This window comes from Aureimonas sp. Leaf454 (assembly GCF_001424685.1).
Taxonomy (GTDB): domain Bacteria; phylum Pseudomonadota; class Alphaproteobacteria; order Rhizobiales; family Rhizobiaceae; genus Plantimonas.
Window position 1 is genome coordinate 36657 of sequence record NZ_LMQT01000019.1, and the last position, 23789, is coordinate 60445.

Consider the following 23789-nt stretch of genomic DNA (forward strand, 5'->3'; position numbering starts at 1 on the left):
ATGATCCCATGGTCGGGCATTTTTGAACGCCCCTCCGAGGAGAACCTGATCATCAACCATGATCGTGATCAGTAACTTGGCAGATTCTCTGGCGCTGCAATAATTTGGCCCGCAAAAGTCTCCCCACATCCAGGAGCGTCTTCGTCCGAAAAGTTGCAGAAATGCATCGGTCAATCCGTGGCTGAATTGCGGCTTGATTTTGCTGGTCGAAGCCTCGGTTGCGCGGGCGTTAACAGACTGTTTACTTCCAGAGGCGACAGGGATGGGGACGAACCCGCCGAAGGGGCTGGTTCAGGAATTGGGGAACGAGCGCATGATGACTGCCGGAGGGACCATCGGCCGCCGCGTCGCGCTTTCCATGACCGTGCTCGCGAGCCTGTCGATCGCAGGGTGCCAGTCAGGTTCGTCCACGCATGGCGGCGCGGACGAGATCGTTCATTCCGACCCGAACGAGTCGTTTTCCTCCAAGGAATTCGGCGTCGCCGCCAGCCCGCGTGTCACGAACAAGCGGATCGTCCGCAAGGGCGGAGGCCGGGAGCAGGTCGGAAAGCCTTACAAGGTTCGCGGCAAGTGGTACTATCCCAAGGATGAGCCCGGTTATGTGAAGTCGGGAAATGCATCCTGGTATGGCGCGAGCTTCCACGGCCGACTGACCGCCAACGGCGAAGTCTACGACATGTTCGGTCTGTCCGCCGCGCATCCGACATTCCCGCTGCCGTCCTATGCCAAGGTCACGAACCTGAAGACCGGCGCCGAGGTCATGGTGCGCGTCAACGATCGTGGCCCGTACCACGACGGCCGCGTGATGGATCTGTCGTCGCGGGCGGCCGAACTCCTCGGATACAAGCAGGACGGCGTCGGCCGGATCAAGGTCGAGTATGCCGGCCGCGCACCGCTCGAAGGCGACGACACCAAGATGCTGATGGCGAGTTATCGGCCCGGCAACGTCCGCGCCATCGACGACGGACTGGCCTCCGGCGTTATGATCGCCATGAACGAGGAGCGGGCGCCGCGCTTCCCCACACTGGCGCGCAAGAGCGCGACGCCGGAGCTTCCCGGCGTCCGGCCCGATGCCGTGCTGCAGACCACGCCTGCGGCGATCGACGACACGAGCATCGGCTCGATCATCGGGCAGGCGTCCCGCGCGGAGCCCGGCGTCGGAGCCATCGTCCCGAAGCCCACCACGCGCCAGCGCATCCAGCCGCTGATCGTCACGTCTTTCGCGCCCGCGTCCGGACAGAACGGTGCCGCAGCCGCCCTGGAGACGCTCGGTTCTCGTGCCACGGCCGCTCTACGGGCGCCCGAGCGCATCGAAATCGGCAGCTTCGACAGTCCGGTCGCCGTATCCTCGATCCGCGCGCTCGTCACGGGCCATGGCAAGCTCATCGTCGACGGAGAGGGGCCTTCGGGTGCCGCGACGCTCGCTCTCGAACTCGCGGCGGGTGAAGATGCCGACGCGATCCTGTCCGGTCTCTGGAAAGCCGGCGCCACCGACGCCTTCGTTCTGCGCGACTGATCCCGCGCGGCGATGGCGCCGGCCCGCCGCTCCGGCCGCAGATTCCCCATCGAAAGAGTCGTGCGTCGCGAACAGAGCGATGTTGCGAGGCGGGAGTTGGACCGCTATCTCCTCGATATGATGGCAAGTTCACCCTTTGAAGCGGTTCAGCCTGCGGGCACACGAAGGCGGCTCTGCCGCCTTTCGGTCGTGACCCTGGCCTGTCTCGCCCTCTGGCCGGCCTTCGCCGCCGAGCCCGCGGCGCCTGTGGCCGACACCAAAGCCCGCCAAGCCCTGATCGTGGACGGTGAAACCGGGGCGGTGTTGTTCGAGAAAGAGGCCGATACACCGTTTCCACCGGCGTCGCTCGCCAAGCTGATGACGATGGAGGTCGTCTTCGAGGCATTGGCGGCGGGTCAGGTCGCGCTCGACCAAGTCTTTCCCGTCAGCGAGCATGCGTGGCGCACCGGCGGCGCGCCCTCGGGCACGTCGACCATGTTCGCGGCGCTGAAGTCGTCCATTCCCCTCGATGCGCTGATCAAGGGGACGATCATCCAGGCCGCCAACGACGCGACGATCGTGATCGCGGAGGGCATGGCCGGATCGGAAGCCGGTTTCGCTCGTCTCATGAACGAAGCCGCGAGCCGCTTGGGCCTCTCCCAATCGACCTTCGTCAATCCATCGGGTCTGCCGACCGACGGGCAATCGGTGACGGCGCGTGATCTCGTCGTCCTCGCCCGTCACATCGAGCAGGACCACGCGGCCTTCTACGCGATCTATTCGGAGCCATCCTTCGAATGGAACAAGATCTTCCAGCGCAATCGAAACCCTTTGCTGCCGATGTCGATCGGTGCGACGGGCATGGCGACCGGCTATACCGAGGCATCCGGCTATTCGCTGGTCGGTGTGACGCACCGGGACGGCCGCAAGACCTTCATGGCTCTCGGCGGACTTGCCTCCATCAAGGAGCGAACCGAGGAAGCACGTCGTCTCCTCGACTGGTCGAACGATCAGTTCGAGAGGGTTGAACTGTTTGCGGGGGACGTCCCGGTCGGGCGCGTCTCGGTCTATGGCGGCGTGGCGTCGTCGATCGACGTCCAGACGAAGGCCCCCGTCGTCGTCTATGTGCCCAAGGGACGGGCCGAGGGCGTGAAAGCGGACATCGAATACGAGGGTCCCCTGCGCGCGCCGGTCGAAGCCGGTCAGAAGGTCGGGACATTGACGATCCGCATCGATGGTCGGACCAGCCTGTCGTCCGATCTCTTCGCCACGGGCCAGGTCGACGAGGGCACGTTCGCATCGCGAGCCATGGGGGCGGCTCAGGAACTGGCCTTCGGCTGGATTCGCGCGCTCTGATGGGGTGCCTGCGAGGAACATCGAGATGACGGGCTTCTTTATCACCTTCGAAGGCGGCGAAGGCAGCGGCAAGACGACCCAGATCGCACGCCTGGCAGCCAGCTTGCGCGCGCGCGGGCTCAAGGTCACGACGACGCGCGAGCCCGGCGGAACACCCGGGGCCGATGCGCTGCGCCATGTGATTTTGTCCGGAGCGGCCAAGGCGCTCGGACCCGACATGGAGGCGATCCTCTTCGCGGCAGCGCGGGCCGATCATGTCGACACCGTGATCCGGCCGGCTCTCGAGGGCGGGCAGATCGTCCTCTGCGACCGGTTTCACGATTCGACCCGCGTCTACCAAGGGCTTGGCGGAAGCGAGACCGCGTTGATCGAGGTCCTGGAGGCGGCAACGATCGGCGAACTCTATCCCGATGTGACGATCCTTCTCGATATCGATGCCGAAACGGGCCTGGCGCGAGCCGCCGAGCGCCGGGGCACGGCGGTGGCCGATCGTTTCGAAGGGGAGGACATCACTCTCCACGCCGATCGCCGCCGTGCGTTTCTCAGCATCGCCGCGGCGGAGCCGGAACGGTTCATCGTGGTCGATGCGACACGGTCCGCGGACGAGATCGCACGGGAAATCCGTTTCATCGTCGAGGATCGGTTGGAGAGCCGGCGGCTGGAAACGGCGGGGCGGGGCACGGCGGCATCGGTCGCCGCCGGTCCGTCTCCCCTTTGAGCGCCCTAGACGTCGTCGACGAGCATGACGCGATCGAAGGTGTCGTGCCGCCCGCGATGGCTCGCATCGTCGTCGGACAGGATGCCGCCTATGCCGAGCTTTTGAAAGCGCAGGCCAGCGATCGCATGCATCATGGCTGGCTGCTGCAGGGGCCGCGCGGCGTCGGCAAGGCGACGGCCGCCTTCGCTTTCGCGCGGCGGCTACTCGGATCGACGGAGCCCGGCGACGCCGTCGATCGCCAGATCGCACAGGGCGCGCATCCCAACCTGATCCACATCACCCGACCTTCCAACGAGCGGACGCCCGGTTTCAAGACGCAGATCACCGTCGAGGAAATACGTCGGCTCAATCGGTTCTTCCAAGCGACGACGTCGGGCGGTCAATGGCGGATCGCCATTGTCGACCCCGCCGACGACATGAACCGCAACGCGGCCAACGCGCTGTTGAAGATTCTGGAGGAGCCGCCGGCACGGGCCCTGTTCCTGATCACCAACCATCTGCCGGGCCGGCTTCTCCCGACGATCCGTTCGCGATGCCGGGTGCTGCGTTTCGAGCCTCTGGCTGCTCGCGATCTCGAGACGATTCTCGGCGGCCTCGGGCTCGACGTCACGGAAACGGAGATCCGCTCGGTGCTGCCGCTGGCCGGTGGCGGCGTGCGCACCGCAGCCTCGCTTCTGGCGAGCGGCGGGCTTGATGTCGAGCGGCGCATCGACGCCCTCTGGAGCCAGCCGGAGGCGGACTGGCCCGGACTGCACGCCCTTGGCGACGCCCTGACCCAGAAGGGTCGCGAGACGGCCCTGGATCTCGCGCTGGCCAGCCTCTTCCGGCGACTCGCGGCCGAATCGGAAGCGAGGCTCGACACGGGCGACCGGCACGGCGCGGAGCGCATGGCCGCTCTCTGGGCCGAGGAGAACGCCCGGCTGCGTGAGGGAACCGCCTTCAATCTCGACCGGAAGCAGATGCTCCTGACCTTCTTCGCCCGTCTCTACGAACGTCGCTCCGCCCCCTGATCTGCACCACCGCCGAAACGATTGAGCCCCGGCGCGGGATGTTCTATCTGGCGGGAGCGGTCACGATCCCGAACGCGAAACGTCCCCGAAAGCCCGCATGGCCGAACGCTTCTACATCACCACCGCGATCTCCTATCCGAATGGACGGCCGCATATCGGTCATGCCTACGAACTGATCGCGACCGACGCCATCGCGCGCTTCAAGCGGCTGGACGGTTACGACGTCTTCTTCCTCACCGGCACGGACGAGCACGGCATCAAGATGCTGCAGACCGCGCGCGATCAAGGACTGGAGGTCCGTGATCTCGCCGATCGGAACGCGGATGTCTTCCGGGAGATGGGGCGGGTCCTCGGCAGCTCGAACGACGACTTCATCCGCACGACCGAAGCGCGGCACCACGAGGCGAGCCAGGCGATCTGGTCGCGGATGGTCGAGGCCGGCGACATCTACAAGGACAGCTACGCCGGCTGGTATTCGGTGCGGGACGAGGCCTATTTCGCCGAGGACGAGACCGAGGTTCGTCCGGACGGCGTGCGCTACGGACCCCAGGGCGCCCCGGTGACCTGGATGGAGGAGGAGAGCTATTTCTTCAAGCTCTCCGCCTTCCAGGATCGGCTTCTCTCCCTCTACGAGACGCAGCCCGATTTCGTCGGCCCCAGCGAGCGTCGCAACGAGATCATCTCCTTCGTGAGATCCGGTCTTCGCGATCTCTCGGTGTCGCGCACGACCTTCGACTGGGGTATCCCGGTGCCCGGCGACGAGCGACACGTGATGTATGTCTGGGTCGACGCGCTGACGAACTACCTGACCGCCACCGGCTATCCCGGCGGGGAGGGCGATCGACAGGCGTTCTGGCCGGCCGATCTCCACGTCATCGGCAAGGACATCGTGCGCTTCCACGCGGTCTATTGGCCGGCCTTCCTGCTTTCGGCCGGCCTGCCGCTGCCCAAGCGGGTCTTCGCGCACGGCTTCCTGTTCAATCGCGGGGAGAAGATGTCGAAGTCGGTCGGCAACGTGATCGATCCATTCGCGCTGGTCGAGACCTACGGACTCGATCCCTTGCGCTACTTCCTCCTGCGCGAAGTGCCCTTCGGCCAGGACGGCAACTATTCGCACGAGGCGATCGTCAACCGGGCGAACTCCGAACTCGCCAACGATCTCGGCAATCTCGCCCAGCGCTCGCTGTCGATGATCTCCAAGCACCTCGGCGGTGTCGTTCCACGACCCGGCGCATTCTCCGAGGCGGACGAGACGATGTTGTCGACGACGGCCGACCTCCTGCGACGCGCGCGCGAAGCGATCGATCGACAGGAACTTCACGCCATGCTCGCGCCGATCATGGCGTCGGTCGCCGACGCCAACCGCTATTTCGCCGCGCAGGAGCCCTGGGCCTTGCGCAAGAACGATCCCGCTCGCATGGCGACCGTCCTCTACGTCACGGCGGAAACGCTGCGCCGGGTGGCGATTCTCCTGCAGCCGGTCATGCCGGCCAGCATGGCGAGACTCCTCGACAGTCTCGGCGTGCCGACGGGCGAGCGCAGCTTCACCGAACTCACGCCCGACGTCGCCCTGGTTCCGGACCGCGCGATGCCGGCACCCTCGGCGATCTTCCCGCGGATCGTCGAAGCGGACGACGCCACGCCGTGACCCAGGACATCTTCCTCGTCGACAGCCATTGCCATCTCGACTTTCCCGACTTCGCCGAGGAGCGCGATGCCATCGTCGCCCGAGCCGCTGAAACCGGCGTCGGAACGATGGTGACGATCTCGACGCGGGTGGAGCGCATCGAAAGCCTGATCGCACTCGCCGAGACCTATCCTCAGGTCTATGCGACCGTCGGCACGCATCCGCAGAATGCCGGCGAGGAGCCGGACGTGCCGACGAGCGATCTCGTGCGCTGGAGCGCAGCGGAGAAGATCGTCGGCATCGGAGAAGCCGGCCTCGATTACTTCTACGACAAGGCGCCGCGCGACACCCAGGCGGCGGTCTTTCGCCGCCACATCGCGGCCGCCCGAGAGACCGGCCTGCCGCTGGTCATTCATGCGCGCGACGCCGACGACGACATGCGCCAGATCCTGGAGGAGGAAACGGGGAAGGGTGCCTTTCCGTTCGTCCTTCATTGCTTTTCCTCCGGTCCCGCGCTCGCAGAGACCGGTCTGGCGCTCGGCGGATTCGTCTCGTTTTCCGGCATCCTGACGTTCAAGAAGTCCGACGCGCTGCGCGAGATCGCGGCCGCGGTTCCGCTCGACCGACTTCTCGTCGAGACGGACGCGCCCTATCTCGCGCCGATGCCCTTCCGCGGCAAGCGCAACGAGCCGGCCTATGTCCGGCACACAGCGGAGGTCCTCGCGGGCGTGAAGGGCGTCGACCTCGCGGCCCTGGCGACGGTCACCTCCGACAATTTCTTCAGGCTGTTCTCCAAGGTGCCCGATCCGCGTCGGCGGAAAGACGCGGCGTGAGCGACCTCCTGCGGCTGACCATTCTCGGCTGCGGATCGTCGCCGGGCGTGCCTCGGATCACCGGCGACTGGGGGGCCTGCGACCCCGACGAACCGCGCAATCGCCGACTGAGGGCTTCGGCGCTCCTCCAGCGGATTTCCACCGAAGGCACGACGACGGTCGTCTTCGACTGCGGTCCGGATTTTCGCGAGCAGATGCTGAGCGCCCGCGTCGTGCGTCTGGATGCCGTCTTGCTGACGCATCCGCATGCCGATCACATCCATGGGCTCGACGACCTCCGCGGCTTCATGCTCGACCAGAAAACGCGCATTCCGGTCCATGCGGACGCCGAAACGCATCGGCGCGTCGTCGAGGCCTTCCGCTACTGCTTTCATCGACCTGAAAACAGCGATTATCCGCCGATCGCGCGCCACGTTCCAATGGAGGCGGGCGAGACGTTGCGGATCGAGGGGCCGGGCGGGCCGCTCGACATCACGCCGTTCCGGCAGGTGCATGGCTCGATCACGTCGCTCGGGCTGCGTTGCGGGCCGATCGTCTACGCCAGCGACGTCAGCGACTTTCCCGATCCCGCCATCGACGCCATCGCCGGCGCGCGCCACATCGTCATCGACGCGCTTCAGTACCGGACGCATCCAAGTCATCTCTCGCTGGAACAGGCCCTCGGCTGGATCGAACGACTCGGCGTGCCGACGGCCACACTGACCCACATGCACACGCCGATGGATTACGCGACGCTCTGTCGCGAACTGCCGTCGCATGTACGGCCGGCTCACGACGGACTTCGGATCGAATTCCCGATCGACTGATCGTTCCCGCGCGTCCGCATGGGTCTCGCGATCGCACGAGATGGATGCCGCCGGCGGTCACGCCGCGACGTGGCGGCAGCGCGGCTGCCATCCGACGTCGGTTCCTCACACTCGGCGACCCACGCGCGTTCGAGCCGGATCCCGCAGCGCCTCGCATGCAGAATGCAAGGACGTCGGCGAGATCGATTTCTGTTGAAAAGCAGTGATGGCCGGCGATCCGCGCCGCACCGTTGACAGATCCCCAATCTTCCTCATCGAAAATCTCCCACATCGAGCTGCAGGGCCTTTGCCGTCGAGGTCACCGTCAGGGGACATATCGAATGCCGCTCGACGAACGCCACGACCGTCCGCTGATGCCATCCATCAAATACGTTCCATAATCCATCTTATGCAACAGATGGTCTCTGGCAGTCGTCCCTCTTCTCGGTTTCGGCCGCGAAACGGCTCGAAACGGTGCCCTCTCGTCGAGCTCGGAGGCTGTCCAAGCTCGGTCGTCGATCGGCTGGTCGACCCTTCGGCACCCTCCTTGCGGAGACCTCGAGGATCGGCGTCAGGAGATCAGCCGGCCCAAGCCCGCAAATCCGGGGCTTTTGCGATGCGCATCATCGTCGATGCGGCGCTTCTGATGTGAAGAGCGTTGCGAAGGCTGATTCCGCATCTCGGATCACGTCACGGTCCGAGTGCCAACCCGCATTTCGATCCGGACCGCCATTGCCGGTCGACGCAGTGCGGACTATGCGAGATCGTCTGGAATGTTCATTCGGGTCGGAGTCGGATCGATGGAAGCCTCGCGAGACGTCGGACGCCTGATCGAGATCATGGCGGCGCTGCGCGATCCACAAACGGGCTGTCCCTGGGATATCGAGCAGTCGTTCCAGACCATCGCCCCCTATACGATCGAGGAAGCCTACGAAGTGGCGGACGCCATCGAGCGCCGCGATGCCGAGGACCTCTGCGAAGAGCTCGGCGATCTCCTTCTGCAGGTCGTCTATCACGCGCAACTGGCGACGGAAGAAGGACTTTTCAGCTTCGAGGATGTCGTCGAGCGGATCACGACGAAGATGATCCGCCGGCATCCGCATGTGTTCGGCGATCAAGACGCGCGGTCCGCGCGCTCGGCCAAGGGCCAGTGGGACCGGATCAAGGCAGAGGAAAAGCAAGAGCGTTCGATGCGCCGGGCGTCGCGCAACTCCGCTCATCCGTGGAGTGGCGAGGCCTCGGCGACGGGTCTACTCTCGTCCATTCCGGGCGGCTTTCCTGCGTTGACCCTCGCCTTGAAGGTCCAGCAGAAGGCCGCCGCCGTCGGCTTCGATTGGGCGGACGCCGGACCCATCCGCGAGAAACTCCTGGAGGAGCTCACCGAGTTCGACGAGGCTCTGGCACGATCGAACGCAGACGAGATGGAGGACGAGTTCGGTGACGTGCTTTTCACGCTGGTGAACATCGCACGCTTTCACGAGATCGATGCCGAAGCAGCCTTGCGCCGCACGATCGTGAAATTCCGCTCGCGCTTCGTCTATATCGAGTCTCGTCTGGTGGAGCGCGGCTCGACTCTGGGTCTGGCGGGCCTCGACGAGATGGAAGCTCTCTGGATCGAGGCGAAGACGGCGGGACCTTGAAGGGCCCGCCGTTCGTCGAACCGGTGTTCAGCCGAGCTGCAGTCCCGGATATCGCTGCTCGGCCAATCGCCTGAGCTCGTCTCTTGCCTGGCTCGTCATGTCGGCGACGAGTTCGACGCCGCCATCCTCGAGGTCGGTCCGCGATCGGACATTGGCATTGTCGTAGAGCCAGGGCAGCAGTCCGAGGCCGTCGGACGGCACCGTCATCGTGATGGAGCCGAGCTGTCCGGCGATGCGGGATTCGATGTCGGTGAGAAGCGCCGGAATTCCCTCGCCCGTCAGCGCGGAAACGAGGAACACGCCCTGCCCCGCGCCATGGGTGTCCGCCGCCGTCTTGAGGACCTCGCGGCCCGCTTCGTCCAGGCGATCGACCTTGTTCCACACCTCGACGACATGGTCTGCATCGCCTGTGTCGATATCGAGATCGCGCAGGATCTTGTTGACGTCGGCAGCCTGTGCGGAGGCGTCGGGATCGGACATGTCGCGGACATGGAGGATCAGTTCGGCCTCGATCACCTCTTCGAGCGTGGCACGAAACGCCGCGACGAGATGGGTCGGCAGGTCCGAAATGAAGCCGACCGTGTCCGACAGGATGACGTCCGTGCCATGCGGCAGAGAGATGCGCCGCAATGTCGGATCAAGCGTCGCGAAGAGAAGATCCTGCGCGAGGACCCCCGCGCCGGTGATCGTGTTGAAGAGCGTCGACTTTCCGGCATTGGTGTAGCCGACGAGTGCGATGACCGGATGCGGCGCCTTCTTGCGCTTGGCGCGGTGGAGCGTTCGGGTGCGGCGAACCGCCTCCAGCTCCTTCTCCAGGCGCTTGATCTTTTCCTGCAGCTGCCGCCGGTCGGATTCGATCTGCGTCTCGCCGGGACCGCCGAGGAAGCCTGCGCCGCCGCGCTGGCGTTCCAGGTGGGTCCAGGAGCGGACGAGCCGCCCCTTCTGATAGTTCAGGTGGGCGAGATCGACCTGGAGTCGGCCCTCCTTCGTGCGGGCGCGTCGACCGAAGATCTCGAGGATGAGACCCGTGCGATCGAGCACCTTCGCGCCGAGTTCCTTTTCGAGATTGCGCTGCTGCACGGGGGTCAGAGGATGATCGAAGATCACGAGGCCGATCTCCTCGGCCGCGACCACGCCTTTCATCTCTTCGACCTTGCCCGAGCCGATCAAGGTGGCGGGCTTGGCCTTGGACACCTGGATGACGCCGCTCGCGACGATCTCGAGGTCGATCGCGGCGGCGAGGCCGAGCGCTTCTTCGAGCCGTTGTTCGTCGCCCCGGCGCACGACCGCCGTGCCGGCCTCGTCCCGCGATTCGTGTTCGCGCAGCACCGGTACGAAGACCCCTGCCCGCGTGGCGACCGGTTTGTGCTCGATCGGCCCGCGCGGTCTCGTCTCGTCGAATTCAGTCAATCAGTTGGTCCCGGTCTCGTCGACGCCTTCGTACATGTGCACGGGCTGCGAGGGCATAATGGTAGAGATGGCATGCTTGTAGACAAGCTGCGAATGTCCGTCGCGACGGAGCAAGACGCAAAAATTGTCGAACGATGTGACGACGCCGGTCAGCTTCACGCCGTTGACGAGGAAGATGGTCAACGAGATCTTTTGCTTGCGGACGGTGTTGAGAAAGAGATCCTGCAGGTTCTGTGCGCGCTCGGCCATATCCGGTCCTTCGTCTTTTCGCGTTCTTGGCGAAATCGACCGTCGCCCGACGGTCATTTCGCATGTGTTGCAGCCTTCGCAAGCCGATATGGGCCTGCGCCGAGGTGCCGGACGGCGCGGTCTTCAAGATCTGTCGAAGGTCAATCCCGCCCGGTGGCGTCGAATACCACTTTCTCCTCCCCAGCGGCAATATCGGGGCGACGGATCGATCTTCCGCCGGGCTACCAGGGCTGCAGCAGAATGGCGCCGAGCGCCAGAAGAAGCGCCGGCGGCATCACCAGACATCCCAGCTTCAGGAATCGGATGGCGCCGAAGGTCAGACCTTCACGTCGAAGGGCGGTCAGCCAGAGGATCGTCGCGAGTGACCCGGTGACGGAAAGGTTGGGTCCGATGTCGATGCCGACGAGGATCGCGTCGACGACCGTCTGCGGCACGGTTGCGCCTGCGACGACCGAACCTGCGATGAGGCCGAGGGGCAGGTTGTTCGTGACGTTCGTGCCGAAGGCGGCGAGTGCTCCCGTGCCGAGGGTCGCGAGATCCGGCGCGGCGGCGGCGAAGGTTTCCAGTGCAGCGACGAGCAGGCGTTCGAGGCCGCTCAGTTCCAGCGCGCGCACGATGACGAACAGGCCCGCGACGAGGACGAGCGTATCCCACGAAACGGCCTTGATCGCGGCGAACGGGTTCGACCGCTCGACGAGGAGCACCGCGGCCAGCGTCGCAAAACCCGCGATCGCCGTCGGCCAGCCGAGTTCACGACCCGATGCCGAAGCGACGAGGAGGACGAGCGCCGCGATCACCACGCCGGCCGCGGCGATCCGTCCGCCCCGCGACAAGACGGGAATGGCGATATCCAGGCGCGTCGATCCCCGGAGATCGTCTCTCTGCGTCCAGCGCAGGACGAAATAGGTGGCGAGGATCGACAGGACCGACGCGAGAGCGAACCGCTGCAGCCACTCCAGGAGCGGCGGCAGGTCCGATCCGAACACCACGAGATTGGCGGGGTTGGAAATGGGGAGAACGAAAGACGCGGCGTTGGCCACGAAGGCACAGATCAGGAGGTAGGGAATGGGGTTGCGCACGTCCGCAGCCCGCGCGATCGCCGCGACGGCCGGCGTCAGGACGACGGCTGTGGCGTCGTTGGACAGGAACACCGTCACCAGCGTTCCCACGAGATAGACGAGGGTAAAGAGCCGGGTTGGCGATCCCCGGGCGGAGCGCGCGGCGAAAGCGGCGAGATAGGTGAAGAGCCCTTCCCGCCTCGCGATCTCCGCCAGAACCATCATGCCGGCGAGAAAGAGGTACACATCCGTGCCAGACGCAATGCCCGCCCAGACCTCGGGCAGCGGCAAGAGGCCGATCAAGACCAAAGCCAGGGCTCCGGTGACGGCGAAGATCCATTCGGGAAGACCAAACGGACGGAAAATGACGCCGGAAACGGCGGCACCGGACACGAGCCAGATGCCCATGGAAGCGCCGAACTGCATCAACGAACCGTCATTCCGGCACCACTCCGCGTCCGTTCATCCGCGCTGATTCCGTCTTTTTACCGACCGAGCGGAGAGGCAGGCCGCCGATAACGAAACAGGCCCTCAGATGTTCCGTGAGCGTTTAGGGCAAAGCTCGTCCGCGTCAGATGCCGAGCGACTTCAGCTTACGGTGGAGCGCGGAGCGTTCCATTCCGACGAACTCGGCGGTGCGCGAGATGTTGCCGCCGAACCGGTTGATCTGCGCCATGAGATATTCCTTCTCGAACACCTCGCGGGCGTCGCGCAGCGGCAGCGCCAGAATGCGTCCGTCGGACTGGCTCGGCGTCCTCGGCAACATGTCGCCGACCTCATGGGGCAACATGTCGGCGGAGATGGGCGCGCCTGCGTCCCCCTCGCGCGACAGGATCATCAGCCGTTCGACATTGTTGCGCAGCTGGCGGATGTTGCCCGGCCAGTCGCTCGACTGGAGCACCGCCATGGCCTCGGGGCTGATCTCGCGGGGCTTGATGCCGGTCTGCTCGCCGATCTGGTTCATGAAGGCTTCGATCAGCAGCGGAATGTCGCTGCGGCGCTCCGACAGGGGCGGCACCGAGATCGGCACCACGGACAGACGGTGAAACAGGTCCTCGCGGAACAGGCCATCGACGATCATGGATTCGAGGTTCTGAGCCGTCGAGGACAGGATGCGCACGTCGACCTTGACGCGCTTCGTGCCGCCCACCCGCTCGAAGGTCTGCTCGGTGAGGACCCGCAGAATCTTGTTCTGCGTCTCCCGCGGCATGTCCCCGACCTCGTCGAGGAAGAGAACGCCGCCATGTGCCTCCTCGAAGGCGCCGACCTTGCGCTCGACGCCTGGCGGCGTCTCCGTGCCGAACAGCTCGACCTCCATGCGTTCGGGCGTGATCGCGGCCGCGTTCAGCGCGACGAACGGCCCCTTGGCGCGCGCCGAGCCGGCATGGATCGCCCGCGCCACCATCTCCTTGCCCGAGCCGGAGGGCCCGAGAATCATGACGCGGCTGTTGGTCGGAGCGACGCGCTCGATCGTCGTGCGCAACTGGTTCATCGGATGCGAACGACCGATCAGTTCGGCGAAGTCGGCCGAACGGCGTCGAAGGTCGGAGACCTCCCGCTTCAGCTTGGACGTCTCCAGCGCCCGCTCGGCGACGAGGATGAGCCGGTCGGCCTTGAACGGTTTCTCGATGTAGTCGTAGGCGCCCCGCCGGATTGCGGAGACGGCGGTCTCGATGTTTCCGTGACCGGAGATCATGACGACCGGCACTTCGGGATGCTGGGTCTTGATCGCTTCGAGAAGATCGAGCCCGTCGAGGCGGCTGCCCTGCAGCCAGATGTCGAGGAACACGAGACGGGGTACGCGATCGGCAATCGACTGGAGCGCGGCGTCCGAATTCGCGGCGATGCGCGTTTCGTGACCCTCATCCTCCAGGATGCCAGCGACCAGCTCGCGGATATCGGCTTCGTCATCGACGATCAGGATATCGGACGCCATCAGTCATCAGTCCTTTCATGGGTCGGGCGATCGGGGACTGCCGGCAGACGAACGCGGACGAGAGCACCCTGGGCTTGCCCGGGTGCGTCGTCGAGTTCGATCGAACCGCCATGCTCCTCGATGATCTTGCGGACGATCGCGAGACCGAGGCCGGTGCCCTTCTCTCGCGTCGTCATGTAGGGCTCCAGAAGCCGATCTCGATCTTCCCTCGGAAAACCGCGGCCATTGTCCAGAATTTCCACCAGATGATGGGTGCCCGCCTGACGCGCCGTCAGCTGGATGCGTGGGGCGGCCACATCGGACGTCTCCAGCGACTCCACGGCATTCTTGACGAGATTGCCGAAGGCCTGGCTGAGGAGGCGGATGTCGAAGTCGCCGGAGAGCGGGACGTCGCCGAAATCGGCGGTGAAGGCAATCCCGTGGTCGCCCATCTCCCGCATGAACACGGCTTCCTTGAGGGCCTCGCGCAGATCCCGCGTCTCCATCTTCGGCTTGGGCATCCGCGCGAAGGTCGAAAACTCGTCGACCATCCGACCGATGTCGGACACCTGGCGGATGATCGTGTCGACACAGCGGTCGAAGACCTCCCGGTCGCCCTCGATCATCTTTCCGTAACGCCGCCGGATGCGCTCGGCCGACAACTGGATCGGGGTCAGCGGATTCTTGATTTCGTGCGCGATGCGCCGGGCGACGTCAGCCCAGGCGGAGGAGCGCTGCGCGTCGACGAGGTCGGTGATGTCGTCGATCGTGACGACGCTGGACTGGCCGTCGTCGCCATCCTCCGAGGTCACGCGGACCGCGAGAACCCGTTCCCGCTCACGGGTGCGCAGCTTGATTTCCTCCTGGTACTCGGCCCGTCGCGACTGGCCGGCGGCGCGGTGGATGCCGGCGATCAGCGGGAAGAGATCGTGTAGATTGTGACCGACCGCGGTCTGCGCGGAGATGGCGAGGATACGCTCGGCCGAGGGATTCAGCATCGAGATCGTCCCGTCGCCCTCGACGCCTATCACGCCGACCGTGACCCCCGAAAGCACCGCCTCGGTGAAGCGCCGCCGCTCGTCGATGACGTCCTTGGCGCTCAGGAGCTCGCCGCGCTGGGAGGCCAGCTGGCGGATCATGTTGTTGAACGTGTTGGAGAGCGAGCCGACGTCTCCATCGGAGTTGCGGACCGGAACGGAGACCGCGAGATTTCCCGCGCTGACCTCGTCGGCAGCCGAGATCAGGAGGCGAATCGGACGCACGAGCCGATCGGCCACGCCGATGCCAGTCCAGATCGCCGACAGGAGCACGATGAGCGTGATGCCGAGATACAGCAGTGCGAACGCGATCTGCGTGCCGATCCGGTTGTTCTGCAGGCTGCGATATTCCGCCGTGCGCTCCTCCATCAGGCGAAGGGCGGAGATCACTTCGGGATCGACCACGCGAACGGTGTAGAGATAGATGTCGCCGAGCGCCCGCAGCTTGACGATCGCGCCGACGAGATTGGTGATGCCCGGCGGGATGAAAACGAGATTGCCGGCTTTGGCCTGCTTCAGCGCATCCTCGGGAGGCGCGGGCAGCGGCTTGTCGACGGCGATGTCCGCTCGCATGATCGGCGATCCGTCCATCCGCAGGAGCTGCGCGCCCAGCAAAGACCGCCCCCTCGCCTGTTCGGTCACCAGCTGCTCGAAGCCGGTGCGGTCGAGATCGAAAAGACGGCGCTGCGAGTCGAGATCGTAGGCCATGGACGAGGTCGAACCCTGAAGGTTCCGGGCGTTCTCGTTGACGTAGGCGCGGGCGACGCTGACCGAGGAATCGACGATCGCGCGCGTGCGAATCTCGAACCAGCGATCGAGTCCGAGATCGAGCGTGATGCCGGCAACCACCGCGACGAGGAGGGCCGGCAGCGCAGCGACGATGGCGAAGAGGACGACGATGCGAACGTGAAGCCGGGAGGCGGCCTTGCCCTGCCGGCGCGCGCGCGCCATGCGCGCCACCTCGAAGAAGATCAGGCCGCACAGCACGAGGACCAGCGCGCCGTTGACCACCGTCGCGATCGTCACCACGGTCTCCGTGGGGTCGATCGGGGTCAGCCCCATGAGAACCACGAAGGAGACCGCACCCGTCACCAGGGCACTGACGACCGCGATGACGCCGGGCACGAGCATGAACCTGCGACGTTCGGGTCGCAGGATCTGGTCCGGCATCGCGTCGGAGGAGGTCAGGTTCAAGCTCATCGAGTCACTTCGAACGGCATCGCTTCGTTGCGAGATTGCAACGCTTTGTGTTCAAAATGCAACGAGATGAGAAAATAAAACCAAGTTTAGCGAATGGACCGGACGACCGATATGTCGAGATCACGGATCTTCTTGCGCAACGTGTTGCGGTTGACGCCGAGAAGATCGGCCGCCTTCACCTGATTGCCCCGCGTCGCCGCGAGAGCCGCAGCGATGAGGGGATATTCGACCTCTCGAAGGATCCGGCCATGCAGCCCGGGCGGCGGCAGGTCGTCGGAAAAAGATGCGAAATACTCGGAGAGATATCGCTCGACGGCCGCGCTGAGATCGATCGGCCGGTTGTGATCGGGTTCGCCGTCGAGAACGCGGGAATATTCGTTGGAAAGCTCGTGCTCGACGAGTTCGGCGGAAATTTCGTCCTGTGGGTAGAGCGCGGACAGGCGGCGGACGAGATTCTCCAGCTCGCGGACATTGCCCGGCCAAGAGTAGCGGCGCATCACGTCGAGCGCGCCCTGGCTCAGCGTCTTGCGGGGCAACCCTTCCTTTTGAACCTCGGCGAAGAAGTGGCGGGCGAGATCGGGTAGATCCTCGATCCGTTCGCGCAGCGGCGGCAGCCGGAGCGGCACGACGTTCAGGCGGTAGAAGAGGTCCTCCCGAAAAAGACCGCGTCCAATCAGCTGGCGGAGGTCCTTGTTCGTCGCCGACACGATCCGGACGTCCGTCGCGATCGGCGTGCGACCGCCGACGACGGTGTACTCACCCTGTTGAAGCACGCGCAGGAGCCGGGTCTGGGCCTCCATCGGCATGTCGCCGATCTCGTCGAGGAAGAGCGTGCCGCCCTCGGCCTGTTCGAATCGGCCGCTGGAGCGGCTCTGGGCACCGGTGAAGGCGCCCTTCTCATGGCCGAACAGCTCGCTCTCGATGAGGTCGCGGGGGATGGCCGCCATGTTGATCGCGACGAAGGGCCCTTTTCGACGGCGGCCGTAATCGTGCAAGGCGCGCGCCACGAGCTCCTTGCCGGTACCGGATTCTCCGGTGATCGTGACGGTGAGATCGGTTTGCATCATCCGGGCCAGCGCCCGGTAGATATCCTGCATCGCGGGTGAGCGCCCGACGAGCGGCATGTTGTCCTGACCGTCGTCGATCGCGTTCTGCGCCTGGGCCTTCGGCTCGGCCAGCGCCCGACGCACGATCGAGACGAGCTCCGTGAGGTCGAAGGGCTTTGGAATGTAGTCGTAGGCCCCCTTCTCCGACGCCTTGATCGCGGTCATGAACGTGTTCTGCGCGCTCATCACGACGACCGGGAGTTCCGGACGGCTGTTCTTGATCTTGGGAAGGACGTCGAAGGCATTGCCGTCCGGCATCAGCACGTCGGTGATGACGAGATCGCCCTCGCCGGCCGAGATCCAGCGCCAGAGGGTGGCGACGTTGGACGTCACGCGGACCTCGTAGCCGGCGCGCATCAGAGCTTGCGAGATGACGGTGCGGATCGCGGCGTCGTCGTCGGCGACCAGAATTTGTGCGGCGGCCATCGGTTCAGTCCTTTACCGGTCGAGCGAGGCATTGGAGCCGGCGCGCGGCTCCATTCCCTCGCGCCAAGCGGGCATGAGCACGCGGAAGACGGTGTGACCCGGCTGCGAATCGCATTCGATGACGCCGCCATGATCCCCGATGATCTTGGCGACGAGGGCCAGACCGAGGCCCGATCCGCTGGGCTTGGTCGTGACGAAGGGATCGAAGATGTGCTGACGGATGTCCTCCGGCACGCCGGGCCCGTTGTCCTCGACGATGAATTCGAGCGGCAGGGTCATGCGTTGCTTCGTCCCCGGCACGGACAGGCGGACGCCGGGACGGAACGCCGTCGAGAGCTTGATCTCGCCGTCTTCCTGCCCGGCGATCGCCTCGCTCGCGTTCTTCACGAGGTTCAGGAACACCTGAACCAGCTGATCGCGATTGGCGAAAACCGGGGGAAGAGAGGGATCGTAGATCTCACTGATCCTGACGCCCCGCGCAAAGCCGCTTCGCGCCAGTGTCTTCACGTGCTCGAGAACCGAGTGGATGTTGACCCCGGAGCGCTCGATCGGCCGCTGGTCGGAGAAGATCTCCATCCGGTCGACGAGCTTCACGATCCGGTCGCTCTCCTCCTGGATGAGGCGCGTCAAGGAGCGGTCGTCGTCCGTCGCATTCGTCTCCAGCAGCTGCGCCGCGCCCTTGATGCCGGACAAGGGATTGCGGATCTCGTGCGCGAGCATCGCGGCCAGCCCGGTCACGGACCGGGCCGCGGAACGGTGCGTCAATTGCCGGTCCATCTTGTCGGCGATCGACCTCAGCTGGATCATAACCACGACGTGGTCGGGCTGGTCGGCAAGGCCGGACACGTAGAGATCCACCATCCGGTCGGACCCGAGACGGGGGGACGACACGTCGACGCGATACTCGCTGATGCGCGACCGCTCCTTGCGGACCTGTTCGATGAGACCGAACAGAGGGCTGTCCGACGGCACGAAGTCGCTCAGTCGCCGCTTGGCGAGATAGGAATAGCCGGCGGAGAAGAACTGTTCGGCATCGGAATTGGCGAAGACGAAGAACCCCTTGGGGTCGATGACCACGACGGGATGCGGAAGGGCGTTCAGCACGCGAATGGCGAGCCCACCCTTTTCGTCACCGGTGTCGAAAGCGTTCATGTCAGGCCGCCTGATGGAGGAGCGGTGGCGTCTGCTCGACGTCGGCGACGCTCAGCCCGCCGAAGAGACGACGAAGCGTGCCGATGACGAGGGCGGGGTCGGTCCCCGTCATGATGCGGTCGCGGTCCGTCGACGGCGACGTGCCGGTGGCCGCGCGGAAGCCGTCGATATACCAGCCGAGATGCTTTCGAGCGTGTCTCGGACCGGTCCGAAGCCCGTAATGCTCGATCATCGCCTCGTAATGTTCGACGACGAGATCGGCATAACCGATGCGGTCGAGACCCTCCGCCTTCGCCGAGCCTGCGATCCGGCCGGGAAACCAGGGGCGACCGCAGGCGCCACGGCCGATCATGACGGCATCCGCGCCGCTTCGGCGCAGCATCGGTTCGCGATCCGCCGCGGCGGTCAGATCGCCGTTCGCGACAACGGGAATCGACGCCGCCGCCTTCACCGCGGCGATGGCCGACCAGTCGGCGCGGCCTTCGTAGAACTGGCAGCGGGTGCGACCATGGACGGTGATCATCCGAACGCCTGCCGCCTCCGCGCGCACCGCGATGTCGGCGGCGTTGAGGCTGGTCCCGTCCCAACCGAGCCGCATCTTCAGGGTGACCGGAACGCAGCCCGCTCCCGCGACGGTCGCCTCGACGATCGACAGCGCGAGATCCGGCTCGCGCATCAGGGCAGAGCCCGACAGGCCGCCCACCACCTTCTTGGCGGGGCAACCCATGTTGATGTCGATGATGTCGGCCCCGAGATCGACCAGCTTCGATGCAGCCGCCTTCATCCAGTGGGGATCACGCCCGGCCAATTGCACGACATGGGGACCCTCGCCGTCCCGCATGGCCCGCAGCGCGCTTTCCCGATCGCCGGCGACGAATTCGGCGCTCGCCACCATTTCGGAAACGACCAGTCCGGCACCGAAACTCCGCGCCAGGCGGCGGAACGGCACGTCGGAGATGCCGGAGAGCGGGGCCAGAAGCACGCGGTTGTCCAGCATGACACCGCCGACGCTCATCGTCTCGGTCCCACTCTGCCCCAATCCGCCTAGCGCTTGGGCAAACTCGAGGTCTGTCGAATCTTTCGTCATCGCGGTCCAATTTACCGAGAGCTGCCCAAATGACAAGCATGTCCGCTTGAGAAGCAGGCGCTGTTGTGGTCCAGATCTCGCAAATCATGGGGACAAGGGTGCAATGCAATGTCGACGGGATCGATTGCCGTCCTGATCGTGGCCGCCGGGCGTGGAGAACGCGCCGGCGATCCCGGGGACGGGCCGAAGCAGTACCGCCGAATCGGTGGCGATCCCGTCCTCGCAAAGACCGTCCGGGCCTTTCAGTCAGCGGGCCTGACGCACATCCTTATCGCGATCCACCGGGACGACGGTGCCCTTTTCGAAGAGGCCATGCGGACGGTCGCGCCGCTTCCTTCGACGGTTCACGGGGGCGCGACGCGTCAGGACTCGGTTCGCCTCGGTCTCGAGGCTCTGGCGGCGGACGCTCCGGACATCGTCCTCATCCATGATGCCGCCCGCCCCTTTGTCGATCCCGACACGATCCGACGCGTGGTCGAGTGCGTTCGCCGGACCGGCGGAGGCGCCCTCCCCGCGACGGCTCAGACGGACACGCTGAAGCGCGCCGAAGTCGATGGCCTCGTCACGGCGACGCTGCCGAGGTCCGGGCTCTTCTGCGCGCAGACGCCACAAGGATTTCCCTTTGGTCCCATTCTCGACGCGCATCGCAGGGCCCTGAACGAGGGCAAAGGCGATTTTACCGACGACGCCTCGATCGCGGAATGGAGCGGACTTCCCGTGACCTTGGTCGCGGGTTCGTCCGACAATGTGAAGCTGACGCTCGCGGCGGACTTCGTCCGCGCACGGGCCGCCGACAGGAAGGGTTTGCCCATGATCGATGTGCGCACCGGCAATGGCTACGACGTCCACCAACTCGTCACGGGCGATCACGTCACGCTCTGCGGCGTCCGCATCGCCCATGATCAGGCGCTATCCGGGCATTCCGATGCCGATGTCGGATTGCACGCCTTGACCGACGCTCTGTTGGCGACGTGCGGCGCAGGTGATATCGGCGATCACTTTCCGCCGAGCGACATGCAGTGGCGGGGGGCTCCCTCCGCGATCTTCGTGCGCCGCGCCGTCGAGATCGTGGCGGCAGCCGGCGGCCGGATCATGAATGCCGACATCACGCTGATCTGCGAGGCGCCGAAGATCGCCCCCCATCGCGAAGCGATGCGGCAGGCGATCGCAACGATGACGGGCCTCGATCTTACAAGGGTTTCCGTGAAGGCGACCACCAACGAGACCATCGGCTTCGTCGGTCGGCGCGAGGGGATCGCCGCGATCGCGACGGCGAGCGTCGTCTACGGGGACGGCGCATGAACACCGCGGCCGAACGGCTCGTCGCGGACCTCCAAGCGGCCGGCCTGCGGGTTGCGACCGTGGAGAGTTGCACCGGCGGGCTGATCGCCGGGGCCATCACCGACATCGCCGGCTCGTCGGCGGTGTTCGAAATGGGCTTCGTCACCTATTCCAACGCCGCCAAGACCCGCCTCGTCGGCGTGTCGTCCGAGCTCCTCTCTTCGGTCGGGGCCGTATCGGAAGCGGTCGCGCGGGCGATGGCCGAGGGCGGCCGGGCGCGATCGGATGCCGATGCCGTGATCGCGGTGACGGGCATCGCGGGTCCGGGCGGCGGCTCGGCGGAAAAACCGGTCGGACTCGTTCACTTCGCGCTCGCCTCTGCGGAGGGTACGCGCCATGAATGCCGGCGTTTCGGAGATCTTGGCCGAGGCGAGGTCCGCACGCGGACCGTCACCGTTGCGATTCAAATGCTGGCCGACTGGTGCGATCAGCGCAGAGCGACCGTGTCCGGCCCATAGATGGCGTCCGCACGCGTCTCGAAAGCCGTCGCGAAGCGGCGGAAGGCGTAGTCGAACATCGATCCCATGAGGAGACCGAGCGTGCGGCTCTTGAACTCGTAGTCGATGTCGAAGCCGACCTCGCACCCGCCGTCGCCGCGTGGCTCGAAGGTCCAGCGGTTGTCGAGATAACGGAAGGGTCCGTCCACGTACTTCACATCGATCTGGCGCGCCTCGCGGTTGAGGAGGACCTGCGAGGTGAAGGTCTCTCGCACCATCTTGTAGGCAACCGTCATGTCCGCGACGAGCAAGGTCTTGCCGTCCCGCTCGCGGCTGGAGCGAACTTCGAGCCGCTGGCACAAGGGCAGGAATTCCGGATATTTCTCCACGTCGGCCACGAGATCGAACATTTGATCCGGCGCGTGCCGGACACTGCGGGTGGTCTGGAATTTCGGCATGTCGCGATGGTCTCAGGCTGCCGCCGGGCGTTCGAGACGCGCCTGCTTCAGGCGCTCGAAATCCTCGCCCGCATGGTGCGAGGAGCGCGTCAAAGGGCTCGAAGCCACCACGAGAAAGCCCTTCGAATAGGCGACGGTCTCGTAGGACTTGAATTCGTCCGGCGTGATGAAACGGATGACGGCGTGATGCTTCTTCGTCGGCTGGAGATACTGGCCGATCGTGATGAAGTCGACCTCGGCGGTGCGCAGATCGTCCATCAACTGAAGGACTTCGTTGCGCTCCTCACCCAGCCCGACCATGATGCCGGACTTGGTGAACATCGTCGGATCGAGTTCCTTCACACGCTGCAACAGGCGGATGGAGTGGAAGTAGCGCGCGCCGGGACGCACCGTCAGATAATTGGAGGGGACGGTCTCGAGATTGTGGTTGAAGACGTCGGGCTTGGCCGCGACCACCACCTCCAGAGCGCCCGGCTTGCGCAGGAAGTCCGGCGTGAGGATCTCGATCGTCGTGCCAGGCGCCGCAGCGCGGATGGCTCGGATGGTTTCGGCGAAATGCTCGGCCCCGCCGTCCGGCAGATCGTCGCGGTCCACCGACGTGATGACGACGTGGTTCAAACCCATCGATGCGACGGCACGACCCACGCTCAACGGCTCGTCCGCATTCAACGCATGCGGCTTTCCGGTCGCGACGTTGCAGAAGGCGCAGGCCCGCGTGCAGATGCCGCCCATGATCATGAAGGTCGCGTGCTTCTTTTCCCAGCATCCGCCGATGTTGGGACAACCCGCCTCTTCGCAGACCGTGACGAGATTGTTCGATTTCACGATCTCGCGCGTCTCGAAGTAGCCCTTCGAGACCGGCGCCTTCACGCGGATCCAATCCGGTTTCGGTGCGGAGACGGAGTCCGGTCGGTTGGCTTTTTCCGGATGACGCAGCCGGGGTTCGGCCCCGGCTGCAGTCCGCTTATCGAGGATCGTAACCATGCTCCCAATCTAGGGGGCGCGCTTGATCCTGTCCATCACGGGGCGTGGATTACCGAACGGTTCGGCCCTGGAAAAGCCGAGCCACCGCGATCAACAGGCAAGCACCGATGAAGCCGGTGATGAGGTATGGAATCCAGCCCACGCCGAAGCTGAAGCCGAGGGCCGCGAAGATGGCATTGAGGACGACGGCCCCGATGATCCCGAGGATGATGTTCATCAGGAGCCCCATGTTGCTCCGCATGAACTGCTCGGCCAAGAAGCCTGCAAGACCGCCGATGATGATTGCGCCGATCCAGCCTACGCCGTTGGTATCCATGTTACTCTCCTGACAAGACAATTTCGTCCCTCGACGAAATTGGGCACGGCAGGCGAGCGGCAAGATGTCGCCACAATTATAATTTTCGCGTTGGCGGCGGAACTTTTCCGAAGCTCGTCGCGCGACTGCCTCGGAAGACGCGGACCGCA

Annotated in this window: 21 protein-coding genes; 10 read left to right on the forward strand and 11 right to left on the reverse strand. The window is 65.2% G+C overall.

Annotated elements, in window-relative coordinates:
* The first annotated feature begins 313 nt into the window (after window positions 1-313).
* From ASG43_RS23730 to mazG, 8 genes are all read left to right on the forward strand, one after another.
* Window positions 314-1516, forward strand: a complete 1203-nt coding sequence (locus ASG43_RS23730; protein ID WP_280137207.1) for a septal ring lytic transglycosylase RlpA family protein — start codon at window positions 314-316, stop codon at window positions 1514-1516.
* A gap of 96 nt (window positions 1517-1612) precedes the next feature.
* Window positions 1613-2851 (forward strand): D-alanyl-D-alanine carboxypeptidase family protein, encoded by a 1239-nt coding sequence (locus ASG43_RS11670; protein WP_244488075.1) that lies wholly within the window; start codon window positions 1613-1615, stop codon window positions 2849-2851.
* A gap of 25 nt (window positions 2852-2876) precedes the next feature.
* Window positions 2877-3569, forward strand: coding sequence for a dTMP kinase (gene tmk, locus ASG43_RS11675; RefSeq protein WP_056504869.1), 693 nt, complete (start codon window positions 2877-2879; stop codon window positions 3567-3569).
* Complete coding sequence (locus ASG43_RS11680; protein WP_056504872.1) at window positions 3566-4579, forward strand: DNA polymerase III subunit delta'; 1014 nt, start codon at window positions 3566-3568, stop codon at window positions 4577-4579. The genes tmk and ASG43_RS11680 overlap by 4 nt, the downstream gene beginning before the upstream one ends.
* 97 nt (window positions 4580-4676) lie before the next feature.
* Window positions 4677-6227: a methionine--tRNA ligase gene (gene metG / locus ASG43_RS11685; RefSeq protein ID WP_056504875.1), complete on the forward strand. Its 1551-nt coding sequence runs from the start codon at window positions 4677-4679 to the stop codon at window positions 6225-6227.
* Window positions 6224-7039 carry a TatD family hydrolase gene (locus ASG43_RS11690; RefSeq protein ID WP_244488076.1) on the forward strand — a complete coding sequence of 272 codons (816 nt, stop codon included), beginning with the start codon at window positions 6224-6226 and terminating at the stop codon, window positions 7037-7039. The genes metG and ASG43_RS11690 overlap by 4 nt, the downstream gene beginning before the upstream one ends.
* Window positions 7036-7845: an MBL fold metallo-hydrolase gene (locus ASG43_RS11695; protein ID WP_056504878.1), complete on the forward strand. Its 810-nt coding sequence runs from the start codon at window positions 7036-7038 to the stop codon at window positions 7843-7845. The genes ASG43_RS11690 and ASG43_RS11695 overlap by 4 nt, the downstream gene beginning before the upstream one ends.
* A gap of 779 nt (window positions 7846-8624) precedes the next feature.
* A complete protein-coding gene (gene mazG / locus ASG43_RS11700) occupies window positions 8625-9464 on the forward strand; it encodes a nucleoside triphosphate pyrophosphohydrolase (protein ID WP_056505793.1) in 840 nt (279 codons plus the stop codon).
* A 27-nt stretch (window positions 9465-9491) separates the two neighbouring features.
* Here the strand turns inward: mazG and hflX are convergent, their stop codons facing one another.
* The 8 genes from hflX to dusB all read right to left on the reverse strand — a co-directional run bounded on the left by hflX (window position 9492) and on the right by dusB (window position 20032).
* A complete protein-coding gene (gene hflX / locus ASG43_RS11705) occupies window positions 9492-10874 on the reverse strand; it encodes a GTPase HflX (RefSeq protein ID WP_244488077.1) in 1383 nt (460 codons plus the stop codon).
* Window positions 10875-11123, reverse strand: coding sequence for an RNA chaperone Hfq (gene hfq / locus ASG43_RS11710; protein ID WP_056504883.1), 249 nt, complete (start codon window positions 11121-11123; stop codon window positions 10875-10877).
* 221 nt (window positions 11124-11344) lie between these two features.
* Window positions 11345-12607: an arsenic transporter gene (locus tag ASG43_RS11715; protein ID WP_056504888.1), complete on the reverse strand. Its 1263-nt coding sequence runs from the start codon at window positions 12605-12607 to the stop codon at window positions 11345-11347.
* Window positions 12608-12752: 145 nt separating this feature from the next.
* Window positions 12753-14117 carry a sigma-54 dependent transcriptional regulator gene (locus ASG43_RS11720; protein WP_056504890.1) on the reverse strand — a complete coding sequence of 455 codons (1365 nt, stop codon included), beginning with the start codon at window positions 14115-14117 and terminating at the stop codon, window positions 12753-12755.
* Window positions 14117-16333, reverse strand: a complete 2217-nt coding sequence (locus ASG43_RS11725) for a PAS domain-containing sensor histidine kinase (RefSeq protein ID WP_056504895.1) — start codon at window positions 16331-16333, stop codon at window positions 14117-14119. The genes ASG43_RS11720 and ASG43_RS11725 overlap by 1 nt, the downstream gene beginning before the upstream one ends.
* Window positions 16334-16419: 86 nt before the next feature.
* Window positions 16420-17865, reverse strand: coding sequence for a nitrogen regulation protein NR(I) (ntrC, locus tag ASG43_RS11730; protein ID WP_056504897.1), 1446 nt, complete (start codon window positions 17863-17865; stop codon window positions 16420-16422).
* A gap of 12 nt (window positions 17866-17877) precedes the next feature.
* Window positions 17878-19017 (reverse strand): nitrogen regulation protein NR(II), encoded by a 1140-nt coding sequence (locus ASG43_RS11735; RefSeq protein ID WP_056504899.1) that lies wholly within the window; start codon window positions 19015-19017, stop codon window positions 17878-17880.
* Between the two features lies 1 nt (window position 19018).
* On the reverse strand, window positions 19019-20032 hold the full coding sequence (gene dusB / locus ASG43_RS11740; RefSeq protein ID WP_056504902.1) for a tRNA dihydrouridine synthase DusB: 1014 nt from the start codon (window positions 20030-20032) through the stop codon (window positions 19019-19021).
* A gap of 180 nt (window positions 20033-20212) precedes the next feature.
* Here dusB and ASG43_RS11745 point away from each other — a divergent pair, with 180 nt between their 5' ends.
* Window positions 20213-21406 carry a bifunctional 2-C-methyl-D-erythritol 4-phosphate cytidylyltransferase/2-C-methyl-D-erythritol 2,4-cyclodiphosphate synthase gene (locus ASG43_RS11745; protein WP_056504905.1) on the forward strand — a complete coding sequence of 398 codons (1194 nt, stop codon included), beginning with the start codon at window positions 20213-20215 and terminating at the stop codon, window positions 21404-21406.
* Window positions 21403-21903 carry a CinA family protein gene (locus ASG43_RS11750; protein ID WP_056504909.1) on the forward strand — a complete coding sequence of 167 codons (501 nt, stop codon included), beginning with the start codon at window positions 21403-21405 and terminating at the stop codon, window positions 21901-21903. The genes ASG43_RS11745 and ASG43_RS11750 overlap by 4 nt, the downstream gene beginning before the upstream one ends.
* Here the strand turns inward: ASG43_RS11750 and ASG43_RS11755 are convergent.
* From ASG43_RS11755 to ASG43_RS11765, 3 genes are read right to left on the reverse strand one after another with little or no spacing between them, the layout of a single operon-like run.
* The gene (locus tag ASG43_RS11755) at window positions 21873-22340 is read right to left on the reverse strand and encodes a type II toxin-antitoxin system RatA family toxin (protein ID WP_056504912.1); all 468 of its coding nucleotides are present in this window, start codon (window positions 22338-22340) and stop codon (window positions 21873-21875) included. The two genes, ASG43_RS11750 and ASG43_RS11755, sit on opposite strands and share 31 nt — an antisense overlap.
* A 12-nt stretch (window positions 22341-22352) precedes the next feature.
* Window positions 22353-23324, reverse strand: coding sequence for a lipoyl synthase (lipA, locus tag ASG43_RS11760; protein WP_056504915.1), 972 nt, complete (start codon window positions 23322-23324; stop codon window positions 22353-22355).
* Between the two features lie 49 nt (window positions 23325-23373).
* Entirely contained in the window at window positions 23374-23640 is a 267-nt protein-coding gene (locus tag ASG43_RS11765) for a GlsB/YeaQ/YmgE family stress response membrane protein (protein ID WP_056504918.1), read from the reverse strand.
* Between the last annotated feature and the right edge of the window lie 149 nt (window positions 23641-23789).

Bases quoted from the DNA above. Each gene is read 5' to 3' on its own strand.
- ASG43_RS23730 (WP_280137207.1), top strand. From the start codon at position 314: ATGATGACTGCCGGAGGGACCATCGGCCGCCGCGTCGCGCTTTCCATG.
- tmk (WP_056504869.1), top strand. From the start codon at position 2,877: ATGACGGGCTTCTTTATCACCTTCGAAGGCGGCGAAGGCAGCGGCAAG.
- metG (WP_056504875.1), top strand. From the start codon at position 4,677: ATGGCCGAACGCTTCTACATCACCACCGCGATCTCCTATCCGAATGGA.
- mazG (WP_056505793.1), top strand. From the start codon at position 8,625: ATGGAAGCCTCGCGAGACGTCGGACGCCTGATCGAGATCATGGCGGCG.
- hfq (WP_056504883.1), bottom strand. From the start codon at position 11,123: ATGGCCGAGCGCGCACAGAACCTGCAGGATCTCTTTCTCAACACCGTC.
- ASG43_RS11715 (WP_056504888.1), bottom strand. From the start codon at position 12,607: ATGCAGTTCGGCGCTTCCATGGGCATCTGGCTCGTGTCCGGTGCCGCC.
- ASG43_RS11720 (WP_056504890.1), bottom strand. From the start codon at position 14,117: ATGGCGTCCGATATCCTGATCGTCGATGACGAAGCCGATATCCGCGAG.
- ASG43_RS11725 (WP_056504895.1), bottom strand. From the start codon at position 16,333: ATGAGCTTGAACCTGACCTCCTCCGACGCGATGCCGGACCAGATCCTG.
- ntrC (WP_056504897.1), bottom strand. From the start codon at position 17,865: ATGGCCGCCGCACAAATTCTGGTCGCCGACGACGACGCCGCGATCCGC.
- ASG43_RS11735 (WP_056504899.1), bottom strand. From the start codon at position 19,017: ATGAACGCTTTCGACACCGGTGACGAAAAGGGTGGGCTCGCCATTCGC.
- dusB (WP_056504902.1), bottom strand. From the start codon at position 20,032: ATGAGCGTCGGCGGTGTCATGCTGGACAACCGCGTGCTTCTGGCCCCG.
- ASG43_RS11745 (WP_056504905.1), top strand. From the start codon at position 20,213: ATGTCGACGGGATCGATTGCCGTCCTGATCGTGGCCGCCGGGCGTGGA.
- ASG43_RS11750 (WP_056504909.1), top strand. From the start codon at position 21,403: ATGAACACCGCGGCCGAACGGCTCGTCGCGGACCTCCAAGCGGCCGGC.
- ASG43_RS11755 (WP_056504912.1), bottom strand. From the start codon at position 22,340: ATGCCGAAATTCCAGACCACCCGCAGTGTCCGGCACGCGCCGGATCAA.
- lipA (WP_056504915.1), bottom strand. From the start codon at position 23,324: ATGGTTACGATCCTCGATAAGCGGACTGCAGCCGGGGCCGAACCCCGG.
- ASG43_RS11765 (WP_056504918.1), bottom strand. From the start codon at position 23,640: ATGGATACCAACGGCGTAGGCTGGATCGGCGCAATCATCATCGGCGGT.